The sequence below is a fragment of the Mesorhizobium sp. WSM4844 genome, assembly GCF_055811775.1.
In genome coordinates, this window is the sequence record NZ_JBVVQB010000030.1 from 59814 (window position 1) to 75597 (window position 15784).

Here is a 15784-nt window from a genome sequence, read left to right on the forward strand (position 1 = left end):
CGTTGGTTTGTATCTAATAGCCTCGCCCGCGGATAAAAACCCCCCTGGCCCGGGGCGCCGCCCCCCCCCCGCGCTGGGGCGGCCCGCGGTCCCGCCCGCACGAAAGACTATACCCCTAGAGCAAGCCGCCCGATTGGCGGCTCGCTCCAGCTTTTTGTTTTCGCATCGGTTTTGCTGAAAACCGGCATCCACTTTTCGGCACGATGCTCTAGCCCTTCAGCTTCTCGATGATCGAGGCCACCGTATCCCGCTTGGACGTCAGATGCGCCTTCGCCTCGGCCTGAGGCAGGTAGTTGGGGATGAAAAAGGCCTTGGCCTGCCGCTTCTGGATCTCGCCGGCGGCGTAGATTTCCTTCAGCGCGGCGTCGATCTCGGACGCCATGGCGGCGTCCATCTCCTTGTTGAACAGCAGGAAAAACTCCTTGTCGAACGTGAAATCCTTGCTGCCGTCGAGCGTGACGCTGGTCTGGGGGCTGGTGAATTTGAGCATTTCTTCCCGGCTCGTTCCACCCATCCCCGCCTCGGGGGCCTGCGCCAATGTCTCGGGACGCGCGGTGATCCAGACGAAGCGCATCGCGGTGCGGTCGTCTTCCGGCAGTTGCGTGAACTGCTCGTTGGCCTGGATCGAACCGTTGATCACGTCGGCCAGGTCGTCCCACATCGCCTGGTTCTTGTCGGCCTGCGAGCCGGTGTTGACCGCCACGATGTTGGCTTCCGATCCCGGATTGCGCACGCGGGCAGCATTGCGCATGCCGGTGAAACCGATCTCCGAGACGCCGCCCGGCTGGATGGCGACGCGAACCTTCTCGCCTTTTGCGGCTGCCGCGAAAACGTCCTCCATCGACTGATAGGGGGACTTCTTGGGAACGAGGAAGCAGTCGCCGGGGTTGATCGCCACAGTCGGTCCGATCGCGAAATCGGCGAAGGCATCGGGGACGCCCGGCACTCCGTAGAGATAGGAGAGGTAAATCTGGTCGTGGTGCAGCATGATCGTCGTGCCGCGGGAATCGCGGCCGGTGGCGTTCAGCGCCTCACTGGTGCCCACCGGGTCGACGCGAATGTTCACGCCCAGCTTCTGCGCCAGCGCTTCGGCGGCGATCGACGAGTTTTGGTAGGTGTCGCCGCCCGTCGAAGTCGAACCGATGACCATTCGGATGTTGCGCGGCAGGCTCTGCGCACGCGCGACGAACGGGCTCGCCAGCGCGACGGCGGCCCCGGCTCCTGTTGCGAGAAGGGATCTGCGGGTCAGTTTCATGATGTCCTCCCTGGGCCGCGGAACCCGCGGCGCGATCTCAGGGTCGCGCGGCAATCTCCCACTGCCGCACAACCCGCTCCCATGCGCATCTATGTTAGCGCATACATCCTCATGCACGAAAACGAGCGTTTCTGTCAACCGTACCGACATTGGCGGGTAGAAATTCTGTTCTACGCGGACGCATCAAATTGACAAACATGAATGTTAGCGCATACATCGAGCGATACGCGTGGAGGATGTCATGCCCGACGACAACCGCAGAACACCGGCGTCGCTGCGGTCGGCGCGCTGGTTTGCGCCGGACGATCTGCGCAGCTTCGGCCACCGGTCGCGGCTGATGCAGCTCGGTTATTCCGAGGAGGATTTTCGCGACAGGCCGGTGATCGGGGTTCTCAACACCTGGTCGGAGCTCAACTCCTGCCACGCGCATTTTCGCGAGCGGGCGCAGGACGTGAAGCGCGGCGTCGCTCAGGCGGGCGGGTTCGCCGTCGAATTGCCGGCACTGTCGGTCGACGAGAGCTTCACCAAGCCGACCTCGATGCTCTATCGCAACATGCTGGCGATGGAGACGGAGGAGATGATCCGCTCGCATCCGCTCGACGGCGTGGTGCTGATGGGCGGGTGCGACAAGACCACGCCGGGGCTGGTGATGGGCGCGCTCAGCGCCGGCGTGCCGATGATCTTCCTTCCCGCCGGCCCGATGCTGCGCGGCAACTACGCCGGCAAGACGCTGGGCTCCGGTTCGGATGCCTGGAAATTCTGGGACGAGAGGCGTGCGGGCAAGATTTCGGATGACGAGTGGACGGGTATCCAGGGCGGCATCGCGCGGTCGGCCGGCGTTTGCATGACGATGGGCACGGCCTCGACGATGACCGCGATCACGGAAGCGCTTGGGCTGTCGCTGCCGGGCGCTTCCTCGATACCCGCCGTCGATTCGGACCACCAGCGCATGTCGGCAGCATGCGGACGGCGCATCGTCGACATGGTTTGGGACGACCTTACCCCCGATAAGATCGTCACCGCGGCAGCCGTCAGGAACGCGGCTATCGTCGCGATGGCCACCGGCTGTTCGACGAACGCCGTGGTTCACCTCATCGCGATGGCGCGCCGCGCCGGCGTGCCGCTGACTCTCGACGATCTTGACGCGCTCGGCCGTGCCACCCCGCTCATCGCCAACGTCCGCCCCGCCGGCAAGGACTACCTGATGGAGGATTTTTACTACGCCGGCGGCCTCCGTGCGCTGATGGCGCAATTAAGCGAGCGGCTCGACCTTTCCACGCTGACGGTCACCGGCAAATCGCTCGGCGAAACGCTCGAGGGCGCGCAGGTGTGGAACGACGACGTGATCCGCCCGCTGTCCAACCCGGTCTATTCAGAAGGGTCGCTCGCCGTGCTGCGCGGCAACCTCTGCCCAGATGGCGCCGTCATCAAGCCGGCCGCCTGCGACCCTCGATTCCATATTCACGAAGGCCCGGCTCTTGTCTTCGACAGCTATCCGGCGATGAAGGCGGCGATCGACGACGAAAATCTCGACGTCACGCCGGACCACGTGCTGGTGCTGAGGAACGCCGGCCCGCTCGGCGGACCGGGTTTTCCCGAATGGGGCATGCTTCCGATCCCCAGGGCGCTGATCAGAAAGGGTCACCGCGACATGCTGCGCATCTCCGATGCGCGGATGTCGGGAACCTCTTACGGAGCGTGCGTGCTTCACGTCGCGCCGGAGGCCTACATCGGCGGGCCGCTTGCGCTGCTGCGGACAGGCGACATCGTGCGGCTGGATTTGCCGAACCGGCGCCTGGACATGCTCGTGGCGGACGACGAACTGGCGCGACGCCGGACCGAACGGTGTCCTCCGGCGCCGCATTTCGAACGGGGCTGGGGCTGGATGTTCTCGCGTCATGTGACGCAGGCCGACAAAGGTTGCGACTTCGACTTCCTCGAATGCGATTTCGGCGCTTCAACCGGCGAACCGGACATCTTCTGAAAGGCCAGGCATGACATTTTCCCTCGACAAGGCGCTGACCGGCATATCGGGCATTCTGGTTACGCCTTACGACAAACGCGGCGACGTCGCGCCCGAACGGCTTTCCCCGATCCTCGACAGGGCGCTCGACGCCGGCGTGCACATGCCGGTGGTCAACGGCAACACCGGCGAGTTCTATGCGCTGACAACCGACGAGGCGGTGACGATGGCGCGTGAGGTCGTCTCGATGGTAGCCGGCCGCGCGCCGGTGCTCGCGGGCGTCGGCCGGGGCATCCGTGACGTGCGAAAGCTGGCGAAAGCATCCGCCGAGGCCGGAGCCGCGGCGCTGATGGTGCACCAGCCGCCCGACGCATTCGTCGCGCCGCGAGGGCTGGTCGACTACCTGAACGCGGTGGCCGACGCGTCGGGCGGCCTGCCCATGATGCTCTATCTGCGCAACGACACGATCGGCACGCGCGCCATCGCCGAGCTTTGCGGCCTTCCAGGTGTCAAGGGCGTGAAATGGGCGACACCGAACCCGCTGCGCCTGGCGGAAGCGCGGGCCGCCTGCGACCCGTCGATCGTATGGGTGGGAGGGCTCGCCGAGGTCTGGGCGCCGGTTTTTTATGCCGTCGGCGCGCGAGGGTTCACCTCCGGGCTGATAAACGTATGGCCTGAACGGTCGGTCGCGATCCATGCCGCACTCGAGGCCGGCGAATTCGAGAAGGCGAACGCGCTCATCGATGGAATGCGAGTCTTCGAGGACATCCGCGCGGAGGAGATGGGCGGCGCCAACGTGACCGGCGTAAAAGCGGCGCTGATCGCGCAGGGCCTTGGCTGCGGACCGACGCGCCCGCCCTCGGCCTGGCCGCTCACTTCGGCGCAGCAGGCGAGGCTCGACGCCTTTTTAGTCGCGAACCGCCTTGCGGCGGGAAATCCCAACTGAATTACGAATTGCCTTCCGCCCACACCGGCGACCGGAGAAACCACGGCGCTTGCAGTGCCAGCACCTGAATTGAGGAAGCGAACATGGACGAGAAACTGCGCGAAAAACTGATGGGCGTTTCCGTCGCCACCCTGGCCACAGCGCTGTTCAAGCGCGGCCTGCGCAACCAGGTAATCCAGGGCGTGGGTCCGCTGCAGCGAAAAGGCCGCAACATGGTCGGGCCGGCCTTTACGTTGCGCTACATCCCCGCGCGCGAGGACCGTAACCAACTCACTGAATTCCGCAAGCCGGATCATCCGCAGCGCGTCGCCGTCGAAACCTGTCCGGCGGGCCAAGTGCTCGTCATGGACAGCCGCAAAGATCCCCGCGCGGCGTCCGCGGGCGACATCCTGGTGACTCGTTTGATGGTGCGCGGGGTCGCCGGCGCCGTTACCGACGGCGGGTTCCGCGACGCCGCGGTGATCGGCGGACTCGATATCCCGGCCTACCATACGCGGCCGTCCAGCCCGACCAATCTCACCCTGCACGAGGCATTGGACCTGAACGTGCCGATCGGCTGCGGTGACGTGGCCGTGTTCCCCGGCGATATCGTGATTGGAGACGACGATAGCGTCATCGTCATTCCCCGGGAAATCGCCGGCGAGGTGGCCGATGAGGCGACTGAGATGACGATCTACGAGGATTTCGTGGTCGAACAGGTTAAGGCGGGCGTTCCGATAATCGGGCTCTATCCCTGCACGCGAGACGAACACGCCGAACGGTTCAAAACGTGGCGCGCCGAGCGCGGCCGATAGGCATTGCTCGCGCAACCGGAAGGTTCGCCCACTCGGAGTGCCAGCGCCTGATCACCGTGATTTCGGGAGAACGAAGCTATGATTCACGGTATGAGCTGCACGTACGCCCGATATCAGCCTTCAACTTCCTCCTTCTGTTCGATGCTGATTCCGTAGCGCGGTGGATCTGGACGGCTGGCAGCGGGTTCAGCTATCGCCAGGGCCGCGGCACCTCCAACCTGATCCAGGCGCAACGCGATTTCTTCGGCGCGCACGGCTTCGAACGCATCGACGGACCGGGCGCGTTCCATGGCCGTTGGGGAGCGGAGCGGGCGGCTAGTCGAAGGAGCCTCCCAAGCTGTGGCTCGATCGTATTTCATGCATTGATGATGAATAGTCTTGGATCTGGACGTCAGGCGCCGGTCAGTCCCGTGTGCCGATAGCTGGCGCGCGCGAGAACTTGTTCGCCGCCGCCTTCAGCGCAGCGGGATCGACTCCCATGCAGCGCAACGCACGTGCCGCCACTCCCTGCTCCATCGCTGCGACTATAGCCACGACATGCGCACCCAGCAGTGGACGGTGATCGTTTCGGTTGGCCGCCAATTCCTTCATCACCTCAGCTCCCGACGGGGCTGCGTCATAGAGGCCTGCCGCTCCCTGAAGCGGTTCCGGGGTTAAACCCCCGGATTTGTGTTCGCCGGCGTTCACCCCAACGGAGCGCAGGGCTTCCCAATATTGAGCGCCGACCGCGTCGCGGAAGGCAGCGGCATCCGCCCCAATTTCGCGGAATGCGAGACGGGCGGTATTGTCGGGAAGATCGATAGCCGCCAGCAGGAAATGTTCGGCGCCGGCCTGTCGCTGCTGGTCCTTTAAAGCGTAGTTTTCGGCACTTTCGCACAGTGTCTTGATGGTGCGGACGTTCGATAGACGGGTTTTGATGCCGCTGAGCATGATCGTCTCCTATGACGGATTGTCCTGGGCCTTGATGTCCGACAGCCGCTTATGGGCCGCCTGCTTGGAGATGCCGAGTGCCTGGGCAATCTTTGCCCAGGACCAACCTTGCTTCAGGGCCGCCCTGACCGCTCTACGCTCCAACAGGTCAGCCGCTCGCCGAAGCGCTACGACCGCAGCCAAGGCTTGCTCCGGCTGGTCAGGTGTGGGCAGTTGGCGGACATCGATCATGCGTCAACATTAGTTGACGAAATCGTCTCGTGTCAACATATGTTGACGGGACGATGCATTCGGGTCGGTTTCCAGAGAACCGGAGCAGAGCGGCCGCGCGCGATTGCCAACAGTGTGCACCGAATTTTTGATTTGGCTATCTAGCCGTCGCGCCAGGAAGTGACACCTCGGCTTTGCAACTAGCCGAGATGCGGTGGCCGCCCGAGATTCAGCCTTGCGGCCATGTTGACGAGCTCGGGAAGGGAACCGGCCTTCATCTTTCGCATAACCTGGCCGCGATGGGCCTTTACTGTGATCTCGCTGATGCCGAGTTCGAAGCCAACCTGCTTGTTCAACAGTCCCGTCACGACCAGCGCCATCACCTCCGCTTCGCGTGGACTGAGTGATGAATAGCGCTCACGGAGCACTTGCTTGTCCAACTCGTTCGCACGTGCAGTCCGGCTGCGTTCAAGTGCGTACTCGACGGCCGTCATGAGCACGTCGTCCCCAAACGGCTTGGTGAGGAATTCTACGGCTCCGGCCTTCATCGCTTTGACTGTCATCGGCACGTCGCCGTAGCCGGTGACGAAGATAATCGGCATGTCGGTTCGCTCGACGGAAACAAGTTGTTGCAAGTCGAGCCCGCTGAGATCGGGAAGGTTGACGTCAAGAATCAGACAATTCGGAACCAGGGCTCGGGGCCGAGAGAGAAATTCCTGCGCCGATGAGCAGGGCTCCGGATGGAAGCCCGCTGAACGGATGAGCAATTCCAGCGATTCACGCACAGAAATGTCGTCGTCAACGACGAATACGACAGGCGTTTCGTGTGACATGATGCCGGCCTTGCCCTTGCTCGGTGCAGTTGCCAAATCCGTGTGTGCGGGAAGTATCCGTTGCGGATCGGCATAGCAAGTCGCGCTCAATCATTAGCGAAGGCCAGGTTGAGCGCTTTCTGCAGGGCTGTGTCGCTAAACGGCTTGGATAGGCATTCTACCGCACCCTTTTTTAAAAGGTCCGGCCGCGCGGTCTCACAACTCTGCGCCGTAATGTAGATGATTGGGATAGCCTGGCCCCGGCGCGCCAACTCTCGTTCGAGATCAGGCCCCGTCATGCCGGGCATGCTGATGTCAAGCACCAGGCACTCGGTCTCGTTGATGATGCCTGACCGCAGAAACTGCTCCGCCGAAGAGAACGCTTCGGCACGGAAGCCGAACTCGCTCAACAGGTCGGGCAGGGACTCGCGCACGGATTCATCGTCATCGACGATCGACACGAGTGGGCGGCGAGCGTTCATGAAAAACCTCGTTGGATTGAGGCGCTGCTGCTGGTCGGCGCCGATATGGCGCCAGACGGATGGGCAGGTGGTGGTTCTGCGCGTAGATATTCGTGGATCGAAAACGAGAAGGTCGATCCAGGACCGACATTCGCCTCCGCCCAAAGCCGCCCGCCATGGCTTTCGACGATGGAACGACTGACGGACAGGCCTATTCCCATGCCCTCGGCTTTGGTCGTGTAGAAGGCTTCGAAAAGCCGCTCCGCACCCTGAGCATCGAACCCGATTCCGCTATCCCGCACGAAAAGGTGCACCTTACCGTCCTCCCCGAGCCGAGTGCCAAGCACGACAAGTCTTGGTCGATCGTCGACGGCGAGCATCGCGTCGGATGCGTTGCGCAACAGGTTCATGATGACCTGTTGCAGTTGGACCCGATCGCCGCCGACGAGCGGGAGTCCGTCTGCAAGCTGGGTCTGAAGGAGCACCTTGTTTCGCTGAAGGTCTCCGGAAAACAATGCGACCACCTCTGCCGCAGCGTTGTTGAGATCGATCGGTTCAACTAACGTGGCCCTTTTGGCGAACAGCGCGCGAAGCCGGGCGATCACATCAGCCGCGCGGTTGCCATCCCTGATTGTGCGCCGCGCAGTTTCCCGCGCGCCGTCAACGTTAGGCGGGTCGGCCGCCAGCATGCGAAGGCAGGTGCCGGCGTTGGTGACGATGCCCGAGAGCGGTTGGTTCACTTCGTGTGCAATCGACGCGGTCAACACACCCAAGCTCATAGTCCGCGTAGCTTGTGCAAGTTCGGATCGGACTTTCTCCAGCGCCTCTTCGGAGCGCCGCCGTTGTGTGATGTCAAGAACCGCGCCGACATACTCGATGGGGCCGGAATCGTTGTGTGCGCGGTGGGCGATCAAGTGCAGGTGCTTGACCGACAGGTCGGGCAAGAGAATCCGGTGCTGGTATTCAAAGTCGCTATCACCGCGCAGCGCCCGTTCAACCATGTCCCCCATCAGAGGCAGGTCTTCGGGATGAACTCGGCTGGCTATTCGTTCGAGCGTTACGAGCGTACCCGGCTCGAACTCGAAGATGCGGTAAAGAGGCTCGGACCAGGTGATCTTGCCCGTTGCGACTTGCCAGGACAAATTCCCCATGCGGGCAAGGTACTGACCCTCCGACAGGAATGCTTCGCTGCGCTTGAGCGCGTCTTCGGCACGCTTTCGCCCGTGGATGTCGGTATGCGTGCCGTACCATTTGACGATGTTTCCGGCTTCGTCGCGCAGGGGATTGGCCCGAAACAGGAACCACCGATATTTGCCGTCGAAGCGGCGGAGGCGTGCTTCGGCTTCCCCTGACTTCCCTGACGCCAATATGGCCTCCCATGTGGCGGCAAGTCGGTCTACGTCGTCGGGATGGACAGCCGCAGTCAAGTCCCAATACTCGGACAATGGACCGGCCGGCTCCCAATCCTTTGACTGGCCAATGGAGAGGCCCACGTAGTGGAGATAATGCTGGTTGAAGAATTCAGGTGACCCGTCAGGACGAGCCGACCATGCCATCACAGGTATGGTGTTGATGATGAGGCCAAGATCGTGCCTGCTCGCAAGCAGCGCCTCTTCGGCGCGCCTCTGGTCGTCAATGTCTATGCCGACCGAATACCAACGGATGACGCGTCCGTTTTCGTCGCGATGGGGCACGCGGCGAGATGTGTGCCAGCGATATTGTCCATCGGCGCGCCTAACCCGCACGTCAATGGTAAGCGGCTCGCCGCTTTCCAGTGCAACTCTCCACGCCGCATCGTTCCGCTCTACATCATCCGGATAGAAATGCGGAAATGTCTTCCCGGATGGACCTGTCGCGTCCTCGAGTGTGAGGCCCATGTAGTCTTGCCACGTCCGGTTCACGAAAGTGCGCGTTCCGTCCGGACTGTATGTTGCAACGAATACGGGGATCGTATCGATCGTCTGCCGAATATCTCGCTCGGCGGCGGTCAGCCTCGCCTCGTCCTGCCGAAGCGTTTCTTCGGCGCGTTTCCTTTGATCGATGTCGGTGTTGATCGCATACCACTCGACGATACGACCAACATCGTCACGCAGCGGACTGCAATGGATCACGAACCATCGGTATTGTCCGTCGGCGCGCCGCATGCGCGCTTCCATTTCGCCGGGTTCCCCGGAAGCCAGTATCGATCGCCAACTCTCGGTCAGGTTCGGCAAGTCTTGCGGGTCGATCGCAGCCTGCCACCCGGAGAAGCGGACCTGATCAAGATCGAGCCCCGTATAGTCTGACCAGCGTCGATTGACGAAGTCGGCATGCCCGTCCGGTTTCGCGGTCCACACCATAGCCGGAAGTGCATCCAAAACGCGGCTCTGTTCGATCTCCATTGCGGTCCTTTCGCGAGTATCGCGTGCCGTGACAATGCGCCGGCGTGATAGCGGCGTCCATTGTGCCTTGGTGTCGGTCCGACGGGACGATGAGGCATCGCCGGGCCAATACAAAGGTATCGCCGATACCATCGTGCAATAGATTTGCCTCGCCTGACAGTCGATCTGTGTGCCGTCCAGAAGCATCAGCAAACAGGGAGGGTGTCATGTCGGCACGGTCACTTACTCGGCGCGAAATTCTTGTTGCGACCGCCGCCGCCGGGGCCGTGGGCCTGCTTCCGGGAACGCTTAACGCTGCAGCCACCAGCAGTTCGATCCGCCCGTTCACGGTCAACATCCCGCAGGAAGAGATTGACGAGCTTCGCCGGCGCATCATGGCGACACGGTGGCCTGACCAGGAGACAGTCGCCGATCGGTCGCAGGGCATTCAGCTCGCACGATTGCAGGAGATCGTCCGCTACTGGGGAACCGAGTACGACTGGCGCAAGGCTGAGGCGAGGCTGAATGCCCTGCCGCAATTCATGACCGAGATCGACGGGATCGATATCCACTTCCTGCACATTCGGTCGAAGCACACCAACGCTTTGCCGCTGATCATGACGCATGGTTGGCCCGGCTCTGTGTTCGAACTGCTCCAGACCGTTGGTCCGCTCACGGACCCCACGCAGCATGACGGCAGGCCTGAGGATGCCTTCGACCTGGTGCTGCCCTCGATGCCCGGCTACGGGTTCTCCGGCAAGCCGCGCGGCGTGGGCTGGAATCCAGACCGCATCGCAAGTGCCTGGGCCGAACTGATGCAGCGCCTGGGCTACGACCACTACGTTGCCCAGGGCGGCGACTGGGGCGCGCCCATTTCCAGCGCGATGGCACGCCAGGCGCCAAAGGGATTACTTGGCATCCACATCAATTTGCCGGCAACGACACCGGCGGACGTGGCCGCAGTGCTTGCCGCCGGCGGGCCGGCGCCAGCCAGCCTCACCGAGATGGAAGGTGTGGCGTTCGGTTCGCTCGAAACCTTTTACAAGAAATATCGGGCCTACGCGGCAATGATGGGCACCCGGCCTCAGGCGATCGGCTACGCATTGACGGATTCGCCGGCCGGGCTCGCCGGCTGGATGTACGACTACAACAACGGCGAACCCGAGCGCCTGCTCAGCAAGGACGAGATGCTGGACGACGTCACGCTGTACTGGCTGACGAACAGCGCGACTTCGGCGGCCCGGCTCTACTGGGAGACGATGGGCCAGAGCGTTCTTCTCGCAGCGGCGCAGAAAACCTCCGATATCGGGCTCCCGGTCGCCATCTCGGTATTCCCCGAAGAGGTCTATCGAGCGCCCGAGACCTGGGCCCGCCGCGCCTATCCCAACCTGATCTACTTCAAGGAAGTGAACAAGGGCGGACACTTCGCCGCCTGGGAGGAGCCGGAACTCTTCTCGGCCGAACTGCGCGCCGCGTTCAGGTCTCTGCGGCCGGCACACTAATACTCAAACCGCGAACGCCAAAGGAAAATAGCCATGAAAACGTTTCGAATGATCGCGGCGGCGACGCTTTTCGCCGGTGCTGTTCTCACGCCGTTGCTAGCGCAAACCGAAGAGGCACAATTGCCCGGTGTTGGGCGCACCGACTTGCTGCGGGCGGACCTCGGCACCCCCGGACGTGAAGTCATTCAGGTGCTTGTCGAATTCGCACCGGGCGTGACGGCGCCTTGGCACGCGCATCCTGGCGAAGAGATCGCCTATGTCGTCGAGGGCCAGCTGGAGTACACGCTCCAGGGTAAGCCGCCGCTGACACTCAACGCCGGCGATACGCTCTTTATCCCCCAGGGAACAAACCACACGGCCAAGAACGTGGGCAGCGGCAAAGCGCTCGAGCTCGCTACCTACATCGTCGAAAAAGGAAAGCCGCTCGTCGCGCTGGATGAATAGCGCCTAGCAAGTGACGCCCAGCGAAGCATGCGCACGTCAACACAACCAACGGGAAATAGGAGACCATCATGAACCAGGCTGTTATTGCAAGAGATGTCGCGTCCTCCACGCAGGCGACAGACATGAAGCTCGAGGTCGTCGTTATCCCAATCTCGGATGTCGAGCGTTCCAAGCGCTTCTACGGCGAGCTGGGCTGGCGGCTTGACGCCGACTTTGCCGTCGGGGACGACTTTCACGCCGTTCAGTTCACGCCCCCAGGTTCGCCGAGCTCGATTCACTTCGGAAAGGGGATCACGTCGGCCACCCCGGGATCGGCTCGAGGACTGTATCTGGTCGTCTCGGACATCGTCGCAGCGCGTGCCGAGCTCATCGCTCACGGTGTCGAGGTGGGCGAGATCTTCCACCGCGCCGGGCCTGGAAAGCCTGTGATCAGCGGTCCGGATCCGGAGCGCCGCAGCTATTTCACATACGCGACATTCAGCGACCCGGACGGCAATGAATGGCTGCTGCAGGAGGTCACCACCCGGTTTCCCGGCCGGATCGACACCAACATGACAAGTTACGCTTCTGAGGCCGATCTTGCCTCTGCGATGCGGCGGGCATCTGAGGCCCATGGCGAGCACGAGAAGCGCAACGGCGGCCAGCGCGACGAGAACTGGCCCGACTGGTACGCCGAGTACATGGTTGCGGAGCAGGCCGGCAAACCGCTGCCGCTTTAAGCAACAACCGAGATTGGGTGAGCGGGACGGGTCACCGTCCCGCCGCCAAACTTAGCCGGCGATCCAAGCCAGGTTTGCGGCTGATGGTTTTCACGCGCAGTTGCCAGCGCAATCGAATGGGAGAGCGATCATGACGTATTCCAAAATGGGCATCGCGATGGTGACCGGCGCCTCCGCCGGGATTGGAGCGATCTACGCCGACCGGCTGGCGCGCCGCGGCTATGACCTCATTCTCGTGGCGCGCAGCCAGGAGAGGCTGGACGAAGTGGCCAAGCGCATCGCCGGCTCAACGAATTGCAACGTCAGCGCCGTTGCCGCTGACCTCAACGACAAGGCGGATCTGGGCCGGATCGAGACCTTGCTCGGCGCCGATCCCGCCATCACGATGTTGGTCAATAACGCTGGCATCGGCGCCGTCGCGCCGCTCCTGGAATCCGACATCGACAAGATGCAAGCGATGATCGGGCTCAACATCACGGCGTTGACCCGCCTGACTTATGCCGCGGCTCCCGCCTTTGTGGCGCGCGGCGGCGGCACAATCATCAACATCTCGTCAGCGGTCGCCATCGCGCCGGAAATCCTCAACGGTGTCTATGGCGCGACGAAAGCCTTTGTGCTCGCTTTCAGCCTGTCGCTCCACAAGGAGCTTGCGGACAAGAGGCTGCGCATCCAGGCGGTTCTGCCCGGCGCCATCGCCACCAATTTCTGGGACGTATCAGGAGGTTCGCTCGACGATCTGCCGAGCAAGGCGATCATGCAGTCCGATGACCTCGTCGACGCGGCCCTTGCCGGCCTCGACCAGGGCGAGTTGGTGACCATTCCCTCGCTTCCCGACGTCGCCGACTGGCACGCCTATGAAGCGGCCCGGCAGAAACTCATCCCAAATCTTTCGCTCAACACCTCGCCGGCGCGGTACGGCATCGCCGTGGCTGCGTAACCAAACTCAATGAGTCAGCCTGAGTAAAGACGGGTTCGTATTCCCGACACGGCGGCGTGTGCTCCTGCATGACGCCGAGGGGGTCGCAAACCAAGCATTCGCACCTATCACGGTCGACGTGTCCGATGTGACAGTCGACCGAAGATAATCCTCCACCAGGCACCATGCCTTATCAACGGATACAGACCACTATGACCGAACAGATCGACCTCCATCGACGTCACTTTTTGGGCGTGGCCGTCACCACCGTCGCGGCCGCTCAGTTTGCCATGACGGGCTCGGCAAATGCGCAGTCCAGCAATACGAAACCGGACGCCAGCACAATCGAACCACCAGCAAACACGTCGTTCGGTCCGTTGAAGCAGGTTCAAGCTGGCGACCTCGACATTGGATATGCCGAGGTCGGTCCTGGCAAAGGGTCGGTCGTCATCCTCCTGCATGGATGGCCGTACGACATCCACACCTATGTCGACGTTGCGGCGATCTTGGCGTCGAAAGGCTTTCGGGTCGTCGTTCCACATCTGCGCGGCTATGGCACCACGCGGTTCCTCTCCGACAAAACGCCACGCAATGGCCAGCAGGCGGTGGTCGCGGTTGATGTCATTGCGCTGATGGATGCACTGCAGATCGACAAGGCGATCGTTGGCGGTTGCGACTGGGGCGCACGCACGGCCAACATCGTCGCGGCATTGTGGCCGGAACGCTGCAAGGCCTTGGTCTCGGTCAGCGGTTATCTGATCGGCAGCCAGGAGGCCAACAAGATGGCGCTGCCGCCGAAAGCCGAGCTGCAATGGTGGTACCAATATTACTTCGCCACCGAGCGGGGCCGCGTTGGCTACGGAAAATACACGCGGGATTTTGCCAAGCTGATCTGGCAGCTCGCTTCTCCGCAGTGGAATTTCGACAACGCCACCTTCGAGCGCAGCGCTACCGCCTTCGACAATCCGGATCATGTCGACATCGTAGTCCACAACTACCGCTGGCGGCTCGGGTTGGCGGAAGGCGAGCCACAATATGACGAGTTGGAGCTGCGACTTGCGAAAGCTCCGGTCATCGCCGTGCCGACGATCACTCTGGAGGGCGACGCCAACGGCGCGCCGCATCCCGACCCCAGCGCCTACGCCAAGATGTTCTCCGGCAAATACGAGCACCGGCTCATATCCGGCGGCATAGGGCATAATCTTCCTCAGGAAGCACCGAAGGCATTTGCAGACGCCATAATTCAGGTGGCGAGTCTAGCCTGAGCAAACGGCAATACCACGATACATGATCGAGGGTGCCCAGCGCGAAACTGATGAAATCACAACCGCACCGAGCAACAGGCCGGGGCAGTCCCCGGATCTCATCGAGCAGGATACGAAATGAACACTGGCCGCGACCGCTTTCGTCGCCCTTTGCAGTGGCTCCTCGCACCCATTGCGGGGGCAGTAGCGGGCTTGGCCTACGCACTGATGTTCGACGTCGAGGCCCTGCACTCCGCAGTCAGGGGCGTGTTCATCGGAACTCCTATTCTGTTGTATGAGCGCGGCGTTATCTTGCGCCGATGGCGCAATGTGATCCGGCAAGCGGCAACGCCGGTGTTCGTCGTGGCTACGATCGCAACCTACGTGTTGATGATCTTGATCGGCAACGCCGCCGCCGGCACAGCGCTTCACCATCTCCTCGGCTATATGAGCACCGCTCGCGAAGCCATGGTGATGTCGGAGTCCGGTCTTCTGTATTCACTCGGCGTCTCTACCCTCGTCGCATTCGTGTTCCGACTGCGTGACCTTATCGGGCCAAGCCTGTTCACCAGCCTGCTTCTCGGTCGTTATCACCGTCCCATCAAGGAGGAGCGCATCTTCCTGTTCCTCGATGTCAGTGGCTCCACGCACTTCGCGGATCGGTACGGAGATTTGGAGACCCAGGCCTACCTCGGACAGATATTCAACGCACTTGCGTCGCCTGTTCGTCGCTCCCAGGGCTCTATTGACGACTACATCGGGGATATGGCGCTGGTCACCTGGCCCATGGATCGCGGCATGCGGGACGCTGCGTGTCTTCGTTGCGTCTTCGACTTCGCGGCGGCCATAAGGGATAGGCGGCGGCGTGGCAAGCACGTTTCGGGCAGGTGCCGGAGTTTCGCGCCGTGCTGCATTGCGGGTCGGTCGTTACCGCTGAGATTGGCCTTGAGCGACACAAGATCGCGTATTTCGGCGATGTCGTGAACACCACTGGACGTCTGGAGTCACTATCCAAGGCTCTCGGTCATCCTATTCTGGTCTCCGCAGATCTTCTCGCCGGTATCCGTGTTCTACCTCCGCATGTCGTCGCGGAGAACCTCGGATTTCATGTGATTGGAGGCAGAGATGAACCGCTTCAGATTTCAGCCGTAAGGCTAGAGCACGTCCCGTGATCGATGAATCGATTGTGATGTGACGACGAGCTTCTCCGGTGATTCAACATCCACCT

16 protein-coding genes and 1 pseudogene are annotated in these 15784 nt (G+C 62.2%); 11 read left to right on the forward strand and 6 right to left on the reverse strand.

The window, feature by feature from the left end:
- Window positions 1-208 precede the first annotated feature (208 nt).
- Window positions 209-1255, reverse strand: a complete 1047-nt coding sequence (locus tag AC0L2A_RS22155; protein WP_473510803.1) for an ABC transporter substrate-binding protein — start codon at window positions 1253-1255, stop codon at window positions 209-211.
- Between the two features lie 241 nt (window positions 1256-1496).
- Between AC0L2A_RS22155 and araD the strand changes: the two genes are divergently transcribed.
- From araD to AC0L2A_RS22175, 4 genes and pseudogenes are all read left to right on the forward strand, one after another.
- The gene (araD, locus tag AC0L2A_RS22160; protein WP_473610654.1) at window positions 1497-3239 is read left to right on the forward strand and encodes an L-arabinonate dehydratase; all 1743 of its coding nucleotides are present in this window, start codon (window positions 1497-1499) and stop codon (window positions 3237-3239) included.
- Between the two features lie 10 nt (window positions 3240-3249).
- Complete coding sequence (locus AC0L2A_RS22165) at window positions 3250-4164, forward strand: dihydrodipicolinate synthase family protein (RefSeq protein ID WP_473610656.1); 915 nt, start codon at window positions 3250-3252, stop codon at window positions 4162-4164.
- Between the two features lie 83 nt (window positions 4165-4247).
- Window positions 4248-4958 (forward strand): ribonuclease activity regulator RraA, encoded by a 711-nt coding sequence (locus AC0L2A_RS22170; protein ID WP_473610657.1) that lies wholly within the window; start codon window positions 4248-4250, stop codon window positions 4956-4958.
- A 188-nt stretch (window positions 4959-5146) separates the two neighbouring features.
- Window positions 5147-5272: pseudogene (locus tag AC0L2A_RS22175) on the forward strand (hypothetical protein); the annotation flags it as partial.
- Window positions 5273-5360: 88 nt separating this feature from the next.
- Here the strand turns inward: AC0L2A_RS22175 and AC0L2A_RS22180 are convergent.
- From AC0L2A_RS22180 to AC0L2A_RS22200, 5 genes are all read right to left on the reverse strand, one after another.
- Entirely contained in the window at window positions 5361-5888 is a 528-nt protein-coding gene (locus tag AC0L2A_RS22180; protein WP_473610659.1) for a Clp protease N-terminal domain-containing protein, read from the reverse strand.
- A gap of 9 nt (window positions 5889-5897) precedes the next feature.
- Window positions 5898-6071 carry a helix-turn-helix domain-containing protein gene (locus AC0L2A_RS22185; RefSeq protein ID WP_473610660.1) on the reverse strand — a complete coding sequence of 58 codons (174 nt, stop codon included), beginning with the start codon at window positions 6069-6071 and terminating at the stop codon, window positions 5898-5900.
- 227 nt (window positions 6072-6298) lie between these two features.
- On the reverse strand, window positions 6299-6931 hold the full coding sequence (locus tag AC0L2A_RS22190; protein ID WP_473610673.1) for a response regulator transcription factor: 633 nt from the start codon (window positions 6929-6931) through the stop codon (window positions 6299-6301).
- An 86-nt stretch (window positions 6932-7017) separates the two neighbouring features.
- Complete coding sequence (locus tag AC0L2A_RS22195; RefSeq protein ID WP_473493303.1) at window positions 7018-7392, reverse strand: response regulator transcription factor; 375 nt, start codon at window positions 7390-7392, stop codon at window positions 7018-7020.
- A complete protein-coding gene (locus AC0L2A_RS22200) occupies window positions 7389-9752 on the reverse strand; it encodes a PAS domain-containing sensor histidine kinase (RefSeq protein WP_473610661.1) in 2364 nt (787 codons plus the stop codon). Before AC0L2A_RS22200 ends, AC0L2A_RS22195 begins: the two co-directional genes overlap by 4 nt.
- 206 nt (window positions 9753-9958) lie before the next feature.
- Between AC0L2A_RS22200 and AC0L2A_RS22205 the strand changes: the two genes are divergently transcribed.
- The 7 genes from AC0L2A_RS22205 (at window position 9959) to AC0L2A_RS22235 (ending at window position 15728) form a co-directional block, all read left to right on the forward strand.
- Window positions 9959-11233, forward strand: a complete 1275-nt coding sequence (locus AC0L2A_RS22205; RefSeq protein WP_473610663.1) for an epoxide hydrolase family protein — start codon at window positions 9959-9961, stop codon at window positions 11231-11233.
- 33 nt (window positions 11234-11266) lie between these two features.
- Window positions 11267-11677 (forward strand): cupin domain-containing protein, encoded by a 411-nt coding sequence (locus AC0L2A_RS22210; protein WP_473610664.1) that lies wholly within the window; start codon window positions 11267-11269, stop codon window positions 11675-11677.
- Between the two features lie 122 nt (window positions 11678-11799).
- On the forward strand, window positions 11800-12396 hold the full coding sequence (locus AC0L2A_RS22215; protein ID WP_473610666.1) for a VOC family protein: 597 nt from the start codon (window positions 11800-11802) through the stop codon (window positions 12394-12396).
- 130 nt (window positions 12397-12526) lie between these two features.
- On the forward strand, window positions 12527-13333 hold the full coding sequence (locus tag AC0L2A_RS22220) for an SDR family NAD(P)-dependent oxidoreductase (RefSeq protein WP_473610667.1): 807 nt from the start codon (window positions 12527-12529) through the stop codon (window positions 13331-13333).
- Between the two features lie 191 nt (window positions 13334-13524).
- Window positions 13525-14577 (forward strand): alpha/beta fold hydrolase, encoded by a 1053-nt coding sequence (locus tag AC0L2A_RS22225; protein ID WP_473610669.1) that lies wholly within the window; start codon window positions 13525-13527, stop codon window positions 14575-14577.
- Window positions 14578-14694: 117 nt separating this feature from the next.
- Complete coding sequence (locus AC0L2A_RS22230; protein ID WP_473610671.1) at window positions 14695-15540, forward strand: adenylate/guanylate cyclase domain-containing protein; 846 nt, start codon at window positions 14695-14697, stop codon at window positions 15538-15540.
- Window positions 15462-15728 (forward strand): adenylate/guanylate cyclase domain-containing protein, encoded by a 267-nt coding sequence (locus AC0L2A_RS22235; protein ID WP_473610672.1) that lies wholly within the window; start codon window positions 15462-15464, stop codon window positions 15726-15728. Before AC0L2A_RS22230 ends, AC0L2A_RS22235 begins: the two co-directional genes overlap by 79 nt.
- Window positions 15729-15784: the final 56 nt, after the last annotated feature.